Below are 11,779 nucleotides of genomic sequence, written 5' to 3' on the forward strand. Positions count from 1 at the left end.
ATCCGAGCACGGAAAGGCACGGCAGGACGGGCACTGCAGGGGTGCCCCGACCGGTCGGCCGCTGCCGACCCTCGCGCCGCTGATCAGCTCTCAGGAACTGCTCGGGCGCCCTGCGTCACCGTTCGACGCCCGCCCGGCGGCGCCGAGGCGGATCGGCAGGAAGGCGATCAGCCCGACGGCGATCACCAGCACGATCCCGAGGATCCCGGTGCGGGTATCCCCCGAGATCGCGACGGTCGCGGCGAAGGCCGCGGTGCCCAGGAAGCCCAGCGCTCGCCCGGTGGTGGCGTAGAGGCCGAAGTTCTCGGTCTCCCGACCCGGCTGCGAGAGCCGGGTGAGCAGGTTCCGCGAGGCGGACTGCACGGGGCCGACGAACAGGCAGATCGCGAGGCCCGCGATCCAGAACACCAGCGCCGAGGCGAGCAGCAGCACCACCAGACCGAGCACGATGATCCCGGCGCAGCCGATGATGATCACCAGGCGGGGGCCGAAGCGGTCGTCGACCTTGCCGCCGAGGAACACCCCGACCCCGGCGATCAGGTTCGCGGCGATGCCGAAGATGATGATCTGGACGGTGGAGAAGCCGTACGCGTTGGCGGCCAGCACCCCGGCGATGGAGAAGACCGCCCCCAGCCCGTCGCGGTAGATCGCCGAGGCCACCAGGTACTGCAGCATGAGGGGTTCCTCGCGGAAGGCCCGGATCACGCGGCGCACGATGTGCGCATAGCCCTGCCAGGGGTTCCACCGCTCACCGGGTGCGGTGGCGGCGTGCTTCGGCGCCTTCAGCATCAGCGGCAGCGTGCCCACCAGGATCCACAGCGCCACGAACAGCGGGATCGCCCGAAAGTTCCAGCCGCTCTGGGCGGTGATGCCGAGCAGCCCGGTGCCGGGCATCACGAACAGCACCAGCACCATGGCCAGGCAGACGATCGAGCCCCAGTAGCCGACCGCCCACGCGGTGCCGGAGATGCGGCCGCGGTTGGCGGGGGTGGAGATCTCCGGCAGCACTGAGTTCACGAACACCCCGGCCAGCTCGCTGAACACCACGGCCAGCGCGATCAGCGCCGCCCCGAGCACCAGATAGTCGGAGTCCAGCGCCACCAGCGGCATCAGCGCGATGGTGACCACCGTGGCGAGGGTGGTGATCCGCAGCAAGGCGTTGCGGGCACCGCCGCGGTCGGCGAGGTTGCCCAGCAGCGGGGCCAGCAGTGCGATCGCCACCGCGCCGATCGCCTGCCAGGTGGTGAGCACCCGCGAGCCGTGGTCCTGCGCGGCCTTGATCGCCTCATCCCCGACCGCGCCCTCGGAGGCCACGGCGCTGGCGACATAGGCCGCGAACACGAAGGTGAGGATCACCGAGCTGAAAGCCGACATCCCCCCGTCCCAGAGGGCGAAGGGGACGATGGGCGGACGCGTGCGACGGGCGGCGGAGGTGCGCGCAGCCGGCTCCGAGATGCTGGGCATGAGCACACTCTACGGAGCCTGGGGGCCAGGGGTGGTCGAGTCCGGGATCCGCCGAGATCCCCGCGCCCCCATCCAGGATCGCCGAGCCCGCCTCCCGTACGATGACATCGGCCCCTTCCCTCCCGCCCGGACGGAGACCTCTGTGCTCACGATGCTGCTCGCCCATGTGGTGGCAGCGCTCGTGGCACCCCTGCTGGTGCGGCGGCTCGGCCGCAACGCGTTCTACCCGCTGGCCCTGATCCCCGGTGCCTCGGCCCTCTGGCTGGCATCCTTGGACCCCGTCGCCCTCGCCGGTTCGCCGCGCGAGATCTCCGTCACCTGGATCCCTGCTCTCGGCATCGACCTGGGGTTCCGTCTGGACACGCTGAGCTGGGTGCTGGCACTGATCGCCACCGGCATCGGGGCGATCGTGCTGCTGTACTGCGCGCGGTACTTCAAGGACACCGAGCCCGGGCTGGGCCGCTTCGCGGGGCTGCTGACGGCCTTCGCCGGGACGATGGTGGGCCTGGTGCTGGCCGACGACGTGATGATGCTCTACACGTTCTGGGAGCTCACCACGATCTTCTCCTACCTCCTGGTGGGTCACTACCAGGACCGGCAGGCCTCGCGCCGTGCCGCACTGAACGCCCTGATCTCCACCACCGCCGGCGGCCTGGCGATGCTGGTGGGTCTGCTGATGGTCGCCGTGCCGGCGGGGTCGATGCGGCTCTCGGTGATCGTCGCGGATCCGATGTGGGAGCAGGCGGGGCCGTCCCTGATCACGGCGATGGCGCTGATCCTGGTCGGGGCGACGAGCAAGTCCGCCCTGGTGCCGACCCATTTCTGGCTCCCCGGGGCGATGGCGGCACCCACCCCCGTCTCCGCCTACCTGCACGCCGCGGCGATGGTGAAGGCCGGCGTCTATCTGATCCTGCGCCTCGCTCCTGCGCTGACCCACCTCGAGGTGGTGACGATCGTCCTGGCGGCCGTCGGCGCGACGACCATGCTGGTGGGCGGCTGGCGCGCCCTGCGACAGACGGACATCAAGCTGCTGCTGGCCTACGGCACCGTCTCCCAGCTGGGCTTCGTCACCGCCGTGGCCGGGGTGGCCACGCACGACGCGGTGATGGTGGCCCTGGCGATGCTGATCGCGCACGCGGTGTTCAAGGCGCCCCTGTTCATGGTCGTCGGCATCATCGACAAGAAATTCGGCACCCGTGACCTGCGGATGCTGTCCGGAGTGGGGCGGGCCGCGCCGATCGTCGCCGTGATCGGCACCCTCTCGGCGGCCTCGATGGCGGCGCTGCCGCCGCTGTACGGCTTTGTCGCCAAGGAGGCGATCTTCACCGCGCTGTGGACTGCCGGCGGCTGGCAGCGACTGCTGCTGGTCGCCCTGATCGCGGGCTCGATCCTCACCGTCGCCTATTCCTGGCGGTTCGTCCACGGCGCCTTCGGCCGCGCCCCGGGCGCTCCGCAGGTGGTGCCGCCGCGGATCGCGGTGCTCTACTGGCTGCCACCAGCGGTGGTGGCCCTGTTCTCGGTCGGCCTGGTCCTGGTGGCCGGCCCGCTGGAGCAGACCCTGCGCGCCTATTCCTCGATGCTGCCGGGGACCGGCGCCGAGGTGCATCTCGCCGTGGTCCCGCATCTCGGGATCCCGCTGCTGGCCTCCGTGGTCACGCTGGGGCTCGGCATCGTGACGAGCATGCTCGCCCGCCCGGTCGCGGTGTGGCAGAAGACGCTCTCCCCGCAGTCCTGGGCGGACGGCGCCCTGCTCGAAGCCTTCGACGCCGAGCGCGGCTTCCGTCGGATCCTGCGCCTGACCGATGCCCTGTCGATCGTGGTGACCACGCTGTTCCAGCGAGGCTCCCTGCCGTACACCCTGGGCACGATGCTGGTGGTGCTGATCGCTCTGGTCACCCCGGTGGCGCTGTCCCAGACCGCGCCGCCGGAGAACCTGGTGCTCTTCCAGCACCCGATCGAGCTGATCGTGCTGCCGGTGGCGGCGCTGGCCGCGCTCGGCGCCGCTCGGTCCCGTCGGCGGCTGCGCGCGGTCTTCCTCATCACCGTCACCGGCTACTGCGTGGCGCTGCTGTTCCTGGTCGCCGGTGCGCCGGACGTCGCGATCACCCAGGTGCTGGTGGAGACCGCGATGACGGTGGTGCTGGTGCTGGTGATGCGGCGCCTGCCGCTCCACTTCTCCCGTCGGCCGCTGCGGATCGGGGCCTGGGCACGATGGGGGATCGCGATCGCGACCGCGGTGGTGCTGTGCGGCGGGACGCTGTACGCGGCCGATGCCCGCTACCGGGCGGCGCTCGGGCCAGGTCTCATCGAGAAGGCCTTCACCATCGGCGGCGGCCACAACGTCGTCAACGTGACGCTGGTCGATGCCCGCGTCTGGGACACCATGGGCGAGATCGCCGTGCTCCTGGTGGTGGCCACGGGAGTGGCCTCGCTGGTCTTCGTCACCCGTCGCGAGCGTCCGATCGCCCGGGTGCGCGACCTGGAGTCCAAGACCTCCATCTGGCGTCGACGCGTCGGCTCGCAGCTGCCGCAGAACGCGCTGGACTTCGACGCCCGCCCCGATGAGGTCGCCGGTGGCAACCGCTGGCGCACCTGGCTGTCGGCCGGGCTGACCCTCGCGCCGGAGCGGCGCATGGTGGTGCTCGAGGTCATCACCCGCATCGCCTTCCCGATGATGATGATGTTCTCGATCTACCTGCTGATGGCCGGGCACAACCTGCCCGGAGGCGGTTTCGCCGGGGGCCTGGTGGCCGGCCTCGCGCTGGCGCTGCGCTATATCGCCGGCGGTCGCTACGAGCTGAGCGAGGCGGCGCCCGTGCAGGCCGGCTTCATCCTCGGCGCCGGCATGGCGATCGCGGTGCTGTCCGGCGTGCTGCCGCTGCTGTTCGGCGGCAGCGTCTTCTCCACCATCACCCCGGTCGTGCAGGTGCCGCTGCTGGGCGAGCTGCACTTCCCCAGCGCCCTCCTCTTCGACATCGGCGTCTATCTCGTCGTGCTCGGCGTGATGCTCGACTTCCTGCGCTCCCTCGGCTCCCAGATCGATCAGCAGCAGGAGGCGGAGACGGATGCCCGTTAGCCTCGCCCTGCTGCTGACCGCCGGGGTGCTGGTCGCCTGCGGCGTCTACCTCGTGCTCGAACGCACCCTGTCCCGGATCGTGCTGGGATTCGTGCTGCTCGGAAACGGGGTGAACCTGCTGTTCATCATCGCGGCCGGCGAGCCCGGGCTGCCTCCCTTCGAGGGCAGCGCCGATCCCGAGCAGATGACCGACCCGCTGCCCTTCGCGATGGTGCTCACCGCGATCGTGATCTCGCTGGGCATCACCGCCTTCGGCATGGCCCTGGCCTACCGGGCCTGGCAGCTGTTCGGCCATGACGAGGTCCCCGATGACGTCGAGGACCGGCGGGTGCTGCGGCGGCGCCGCCGACGGACCGAGGACGCCGAGCACCTGCCCTGGTCGCAGGCGCTCTCCGAGGAGTCGCGACGCGGTGCGCTGGCCCAGTCCCAGGGGATGTTCCGGCCGGAGGACGAGGACCCGCTGGGCTCGGACCTCACCAGCGCCGAGGACGTCCCGCAGGATGCCACGGAGGCCGACGAGGGCTACGAGCCGCTGCCACCGCGCGGCGGGCGGCGCCGCGCCGGGACCGCTCAAGAGCACCCCGAAGGGCGAGGTGAGGGATGAGCATCGAGCTCCTGCTCGCCCTGCCGGTGATGCTCCCGCTGGGCGGTGCGGCCTTCACGCTGCTGCTGCGCCACTACGCCAGGATCCAGCTCTGGATCGCGATCCTCACCCTGCTCGCGATCGTCACCGTCGCCCTCGTGCTGGGCTACCACGTGATCCAGGACGGGGTGCTGGTCCTCCAGATCGGCAACTGGACCCCGCAGCTGGGCATCGTGCTGGTCGCGGACCGGCTGACGGCGCTGATGCTGCTGGTCTCCAGCGTCGTCACCCTCTCCGTCCTGGTCTACTCGAGCGCGCAGACGGTCAGCGAGAACATCGAGCGGACCCCGGTGGCGATCTACCACCCCACCTACCTCGCGCTGGTGGCCGGGGTGTCGATGGCCTTCCTCGCCGGGGACCTGTTCAACCTCTACGTCGGCTTCGAGGTGCTGCTGGCGGCCAGCTACGTGCTGCTCACCCTCGGCGGCTCCGCCAGCCGGGTCCGTGCCGCCACCACGTACGTCATCGTCTCCCTGCTGAGCTCGGTGATCTTCCTGGCCGCCGTGGCCGCGGTGTACTCCGCCGTCGGCACCGTCAACCTGGCGGAGATGGCCGTGCGGCTGGACGGGCTGGATCCCGGCACCCGGATGATCCTGGAGCTGATGCTGCTGGTGGCCTTCGCCATCAAGGCGGCGATCTTCCCGCTGAGCGCCTGGCTGCCGGACTCCTATCCCACGGCACCGGCCCCGGTGACCGCCGTGTTCGCGGGCCTGCTCACCAAGGTCGGGATCTACGCGATCCTGCGCCTGGAGACCCTCCTGTTCCCCGCCTCCCAGACCTCCAACCTGCTGCTGGTGGCGGCGGCGCTGAGCCTGGTCATCGGCATCTTCGGCGCGGTGGCGCAGACGGACCTCAAGCGCGTGCTGTCCTTCACCCTGGTGTCCCACATGGGCTACATGCTGTTCGGCATCGGGATGACCACCCAGATGGGCATGGCCGCGACGATCTACTACGTCGTCCACCACATCACCGTGCAGTCCACGCTGTTCCTGGCCGCCGGGCTGATCGAGCATCGCGGCGGCACCACCAACCTGATCAAGCTCGGCGGCCTGCAGAAGCTCGCGCCCATGATCGCGGTGCTGTTCTTCATCCCGGCCATGAACCTCGCCGGGATCCCCCCGTTCTCCGGCTTCATCGGCAAGGTGGGCCTGATCGAGGCCGGCATCGCCTACGACCGCACCTCCGGCTGGCTCCTCATCGGCATCAGCGTCCTGACCAGCCTGCTCACCCTGTACGCGATCGCCAAGATCTGGAACCGCGCCTTCTGGCAGGAACCCAGCGAGGAGATCATCGCCCGGGACGTCCCGCTGCCGAGGATGATGGGCGGGGCGACCGCCGCGATGATCGTGTTCTCCCTGGCCCTGACCGTGCTGGCCGGTCCGCTGATGACCTATGCGGACTCCGCGGCGAGCTCGGTCCTCGAGCGGGTCCCGTACGTCAGCGCGGTGCTGGGCGACGAGGCCGCCGAGGAGCTGGAGTACCGGATCGACGACGCGGGCCAGCGCCTCGACGGCGAGGGACGGGAGGTCGAGGAATGATCGTGCGACGACTCAGGGACCTGCGCCGCTCCTGGCTGTGGATGATGCTCTCGGTGGCGCTGTGGTGCCTGCTGTGGGGCGGGATCGACCTCAAGAACCTGCTCGGCGGGCTGGCCGTCGCCCTGGCGGTGTTCGTCCTGTTCCCGATGCCGCCCACCGGTCACGAGCTGACCCTGCGGCCGCTGCGCTTCACCCGGTTCGCGCTGCGCTTCCTCGCCGACTGCACGGTCTCCGCCGTCCAGGTCGGGTACTTCGCCCTGCGTCCCGGCCCGCAGCCGCCCAGCTCCGTGATCGCGGTGACCATGGCCTCGCGCTCCGACTTCTTCCTGACCTTCACCGGGGTGCTGTGCACCCTGATCCCCGGCTCCGTGGTGGTCGAGGCCCAGCGCGCCACCGGCACGCTGTTCCTGCACACCTTCAACGCCGGCACGCCCGAGGCCGTGGAGAGGGCGCGCGCGAGCGTGCGCGCACAGGAGGAGCGGCTGCTGTGGGCCGTCGGACGGCGCGAGGTCCTGGAGGAGGCGGGTCTGCGATGAGCACCTTCGAGCTCGTGCTGGTGGTCTTCGCCGTCGTCCTGGCCGCGGCGGCGCTGGGCGTCGTCTACCGGATGATCGTCGGCCCCACCATCCTGGACCGGGCGCTCGCGAGCGACTCCCTGGTGACCCTGGTGGTGATGGGGATGGCGCTGTACGCCGCACAGTCCGGCACGGGCTGGGCCGGCCCGGCGATGCTGGGGCTGACGGGCCTGGCCTTCATCGGCACCGTCACCTTCGCGCGCTTCGTCGCGCGTGAGGACTCCCGGCAGGGGATCCAGAGCCGCTATGCCGCCGAACCGGTCACCGAGACCGCACCGCATGAGGCGATCCACCCCGATCCGACCACGGGTCCGATCCCCGAGGACGGGCCCGATGTCCGCTCCGCGCCGTCCCCGGAGGAGGACCTCTGGGGCCGGACGGATCCGCCCGAGGATCCTGAGCGTCCCGGGGAGCCGGACCCGGGCGGCTTCGGGGCCGAGGGACGGCACCGGTGGCCCGAGGAACCGACGGAGGGGGAACGATGACGATCATCGAGATCATCTCCGCCGTGCTGATCGGCGGTGGGCTGCTGCTGGGAGTGGTCGCCGCCATCGGCCTGAACCGCTTCGACGGTGTGCTGATGCGCCTGCACGCCGCGTCCAAGCCGCAGGTGCTGGGCCTGATCCTGGTCTTCGCCGGGGCCTCGCTGGCGGCGAGGTCCTGGTCGCTGGCGGCCTTCCTGCTGGTGGTCCTGCTCGCGCAGATGCTCACGGTCCCGGTCGCCAGCGTGATGGTGGGGCGCGCCGCCTTCCGTCGCGGCTTCGTGCGCGGCGGCGACTACGCCATCGACGAGCTCAGCCCACGCCTGGCGGGCACCGGGGACGACGACGATGACGAGGACGGCTTCCTCGACGAGGAGGGTGATGACCACCTGGGCATGGCCGACGGCCGCCAGGACCGCTTCCCGGAGAACGTGGTCACCGTGCGGATGGAGCCGCTGACCGATCCGAACTGGGAGGAGCCCGAGGGCGGCGCCGCCGAGATCGAGGACGAGGACATCATCGACATCGACCTCGAGGACGAGACCGAGCGCGAGGCCGAGCAGGTCGCCGAGCGTCGCACCCGGCACTGAGCCGCGAATCCGGCGGCGCGGCCCGGTCCGGGGGCCGGTCGGGGGACCGGTCCGGCGGCCGGTCGGGGATTGTCAGGATCCGCTTGCCCCGATCTGCATGGAGGTGGTGCGGAACCTGACGATCCCTGCCGCCGACCCGCTCAGAACAGCCCGATGGCCTCCCCGCCCTCGGTGACGCCCATGCGCAGCGCCGCCGGCTCCTTCGGCAGGCCGGGCATCGTCATCAGCGCGCCGGTGAGCGCGACCACGAAGCCGGCCCCGATCTTCGGCACCAGGTCCCGCACGTGCAGCACGTGCCCGGTGGGGGCGCCCAGCGCCGCCGGATCGTCGGAGAAGGAGTACTGGGTCTTGGCCACGCAGACGGGCAGGGTGTCCCAGCCGTTGCGCTTCAGCATCCGCAGCTGGGCCGGGGCACGGTCCTCGAAGACGACGTCATCCGCGCCGTAGATCTCGCGGGCCAGGGTGCGCAGCGTCTCCTCGATGCCGGCGGCCGGGTCGTAGAGGTGGTGGAAGTCGGGCTCGTCCTGCTCGATCGCGGCGAGCACCTGCTCGGCGACCTCCAGACCGCCCTCGCCGCCGTTGGCCCACACCTCCGAGAGCGCCGCTCGGAATCCCTGCTCCCGCGCCCAGCCCAGCACCGCCTCGAGCTCCGCCTCGGTGTCGGTGGGGAAGCGGTTCAGCGCGATCACCGGCTCGATCCCGAACTTGCGCAGGTTCTCCACGTGCCGGGCGAGGTTCGCCGTGCCGGCGACGGCGGCGTCGACGTCCTCGGTGGCGAGGTCGCTCTTGGCGACGCCGCCGTGCATCTTCAGCGCGCGCACGGTCGCGACCACCACGCCGGCGTCGGGGGAGAGGCCGCCCAGGCGACATTTGATGTCCAGGAACTTCTCCGCCCCGAGGTCGGAGCCGAAGCCGGCCTCGGTGACGGTGATATCCGCCAGCGACAGCGCCAGCTGGGTCGCGGACAGCGAGTTGCAGCCGTGGGCGATGTTCGCGAAGGGACCGCCGTGCACGAGCGCGGGGGTCCCGCCGAGGGTCTGGACCAGGTTCGGCAGCAGCGCATCCTTGAGCAGCATGGTCACGGCGCCGCCCACCCCGAGGTCGGCGACGCTGACGGGCTCGCGGTCGTAGGTGAAGCCCACCACGATGCGATCGACACGAGCCTGCAGGTCCTGCAGGTCGGAGGCCAGGCACAGCACCGCCATGATCTCGGAGGCGACGACGATGTCGAAGCCGTCCTCGCGGGGCACGCCCTGGGTGGGGCCGCCGAGGCCGATGGTGACCTTGCGCAGGGCCCGGTCGTTGACGTCCAGGACCCGCTTCCACTGGATCCGTCGCGGGTCGATGCGCAGCGCGTTGCCCTGGTGGAGGTGGTTGTCGACCAGGGCGGCCAGGGTGTTGTTCGCGATCTGGATGGCGTGGAAGTCGCCGGTGAAGTGGAGGTTGATGTCCTCCATCGGCACCACCTGGGCGTGGCCGCCGCCGGTCGCACCGCCCTTGATGCCCATGATCGGGCCCAGCGCGGGTTCGCGCAGCGCCACCATCGTGCGATGGCCCTGCAGGGTGAACGCATCGGCCAGGCCGACGGTGGTGGTCGACTTGCCCTCACCGGCCGGGGTCGGCGACATCGCCGAGACCAGCACCAGCCGGCCCGTCCTCCCCGTCGGCGTCATCCTGCGCACATCGATCTTGGCCTTGTATGCACCGTAGGGGACCAGGGCCTCCCCGGGCACGCCGGCTCTCTCGGCGATCTCGGTGATGGGCCGCAGGGTCGCCGCCTGGGCGATCTCGAGGTCCGGGTTCTCGGCAGACATCATCGTCCTCCAGGGGTGTCAGTGCCCGGGCACCGGCCCGGACAGGTCCGATCGACAGCCTACGGGGACGGGAGCGGTGAGGAGCGGGATCCGCGGACCCCGGACCAGGTTCCGGCAACGACGAAGCCCCCTGGCGGACCAGGGGGCTTCATGGTGGTGGCTCCGACCGGCGTCGATCCGGTGACCTTTCGATTTTCAGTCGAACGCTCTACCAACTGAGCTACAGAGCCGTGGTCGCCGAGAGCGACCGGAGTCAAGGTTAACAGCCCTCGCGGGCTGCTCCCAACCCCGCGCCCCGGGTGAGAGGCATGCCACGGCCCGTGCCTCCGGCGGGCCGTGGCCCTGGATCAGGAGACCTGGACGAGCGTCTTGCCGAAGTTGCGCCCGTGCAGCATGCCGACGAATGCCTCCGGGGCCCGATCCAGGCCCTCGGTGAGGTCCTCGGTGTACTGCACCTGCCCGGAGGCGACCCAGCCGGTCATGTCCCGCAGGAAGTCCTCGAACAGGGTGGGGACGAACTCGCGCTGGATGAAGCCGCGCAGGGTGAGGCTCTTGGAGAGCACGGACTGCATCAGCTGTGGGCTGCGGTCGGGGCCCTCCGGCAACGAGGTCGCGTTGTAGTGCGCGGCCAGGCCGCACACCGGCACTCGTGCGAACTCGTTCAGCAGCGGCAGCACGGCCTCCCAGACGGCGCCGCCCACGTTCTCGAAGTACACGTCGATACCGTCCGGGGCGGCGTCGGCGAGGCGTCCGGCCAGGTCCGGGGCGCGGTGGTCGAGCGCGGCGTCGAAGCCCAGCTCGCGCAGGTGGGCGACCTTCCGCTCGCCGCCGGCGATGCCGAGGGCACGGGCGCCGTGGAGCCTGGCGATCTGACCCACGGCGGAGCCGACCGGGCCGGTGGCCGCGGCGACCGCGACGGTCTCCCCGGGCTGCGGCTTCCCGATGGCGAGCAGCCCGGCATAGGCGGTGAAGCCGGGCATCCCGAGCACGCCCAGGGCGGTGGTGACCGGTGCGGCCGACGGGTCCAGCCGGCGCAGCCGGTCCGCGGGCTCGAGGCTGTACTCCTGCCAGCCGCCGTAGGAGAGGACGGTGTCACCGGGGGCGAAGCCGTCGGCCGCGGACTCGACGACCTCGGAGACCGTGCCGCCCACGATCACGTCGCCGACCTCCATCGGCGCGGCGTAGGACTTCGCATCGCTCATGCGGCCGCGCACGTACGGATCCAGGGACACGTAGCGGGTGCGCAGCAGCACCTGACCGGGCGCCGGGGAGGGGACCTCGACGACGTCGTGCTGGAAGTCATCGGGAACGGGCTCGCCGTGCGGGCGGGCGGCCAGGCGGATGCGGTGGTTGCGCAGGGTGGTGCTCATCCCTCGAGCGTAGAGGTGATCGGGTCGGGGGCGTCGGCTTCACGCTGTGAGACGAACCCCGGCGGGGATCCGACCCGGCCGGCCATGGCGGGATCCGGGAAAGCAGAAGGCCCCGGAACCAGGTTCCGGGGCCTTCTCGCGAGGGCGACCCTGACCGGACTTGAACCGGCGACCTCCGCCGTGACAGGGCGGCGCTCTAACCAACTGAGCTACAGGGCCTAGCGTGC

At 71.0% G+C, this 11,779-nt stretch carries 9 protein-coding genes and 2 tRNA genes; 6 read left to right on the forward strand and 5 right to left on the reverse strand.

The genetic code is table 11. The features are described 5' to 3' along the window. Window positions 1-90 precede the first annotated feature (90 nt). Window positions 91-1,464: an MFS transporter gene (locus tag CFK38_RS05975; RefSeq protein WP_096804235.1), complete on the reverse strand. Its 1,374-nt coding sequence runs from the start codon at window positions 1,462-1,464 to the stop codon at window positions 91-93. Between CFK38_RS05975 and CFK38_RS05980 the strand changes: the two genes are divergently transcribed. From CFK38_RS05980 to CFK38_RS06005, 6 genes are read left to right on the forward strand one after another with little or no spacing between them, the layout of a single operon-like run. Beyond that, a complete protein-coding gene (locus CFK38_RS05980; RefSeq protein ID WP_338025022.1) occupies window positions 1,463-4,540 on the forward strand; it encodes a Na+/H+ antiporter subunit A in 3,078 nt (1,025 codons plus the stop codon). The genes CFK38_RS05975 and CFK38_RS05980 overlap by 2 nt on opposite strands. Beyond that, window positions 4,530-5,144: a Na(+)/H(+) antiporter subunit C gene (locus CFK38_RS05985; RefSeq protein WP_245851241.1), complete on the forward strand. Its 615-nt coding sequence runs from the start codon at window positions 4,530-4,532 to the stop codon at window positions 5,142-5,144. Before CFK38_RS05980 ends, CFK38_RS05985 begins: the two co-directional genes overlap by 11 nt. Then, a complete protein-coding gene (locus tag CFK38_RS05990) occupies window positions 5,141-6,721 on the forward strand; it encodes a Na+/H+ antiporter subunit D (protein ID WP_096802267.1) in 1,581 nt (526 codons plus the stop codon). Before CFK38_RS05985 ends, CFK38_RS05990 begins: the two co-directional genes overlap by 4 nt. Next, window positions 6,718-7,257, forward strand: coding sequence for a Na+/H+ antiporter subunit E (locus CFK38_RS05995; RefSeq protein ID WP_096802268.1), 540 nt, complete (start codon window positions 6,718-6,720; stop codon window positions 7,255-7,257). The genes CFK38_RS05990 and CFK38_RS05995 overlap by 4 nt, the downstream gene beginning before the upstream one ends. Further along, window positions 7,254-7,781: an MrpF/PhaF family protein gene (locus tag CFK38_RS06000; RefSeq protein ID WP_157773379.1), complete on the forward strand. Its 528-nt coding sequence runs from the start codon at window positions 7,254-7,256 to the stop codon at window positions 7,779-7,781. Before CFK38_RS05995 ends, CFK38_RS06000 begins: the two co-directional genes overlap by 4 nt. Then, entirely contained in the window at window positions 7,778-8,368 is a 591-nt protein-coding gene (locus tag CFK38_RS06005; protein ID WP_096802269.1) for a cation:proton antiporter, read from the forward strand. Before CFK38_RS06000 ends, CFK38_RS06005 begins: the two co-directional genes overlap by 4 nt. A gap of 140 nt (window positions 8,369-8,508) precedes the next feature. On the opposite strand, the gene CFK38_RS06010 is transcribed toward CFK38_RS06005, so the two are convergent. The 4 genes from CFK38_RS06010 to CFK38_RS06025 form a co-directional block, all read right to left on the reverse strand. Further along, window positions 8,509-10,182 carry a formate--tetrahydrofolate ligase gene (locus CFK38_RS06010; RefSeq protein ID WP_096802270.1) on the reverse strand — a complete coding sequence of 558 codons (1,674 nt, stop codon included), beginning with the start codon at window positions 10,180-10,182 and terminating at the stop codon, window positions 8,509-8,511. A gap of 154 nt (window positions 10,183-10,336) precedes the next feature. Beyond that, window positions 10,337-10,412, reverse strand: a tRNA-Phe gene (locus CFK38_RS06015). Between the two features lie 117 nt (window positions 10,413-10,529). Next, entirely contained in the window at window positions 10,530-11,552 is a 1,023-nt protein-coding gene (locus CFK38_RS06020; protein WP_096802271.1) for an NADP-dependent oxidoreductase, read from the reverse strand. Between the two features lie 145 nt (window positions 11,553-11,697). After that, window positions 11,698-11,771 (reverse strand) — tRNA-Asp (locus tag CFK38_RS06025). Between the last annotated feature and the right edge of the window lie 8 nt (window positions 11,772-11,779).

Source organism: Brachybacterium vulturis, from assembly GCF_002407185.1.
In the GTDB taxonomy this organism is placed as follows: domain Bacteria; phylum Actinomycetota; class Actinomycetes; order Actinomycetales; family Dermabacteraceae; genus Brachybacterium; species Brachybacterium vulturis.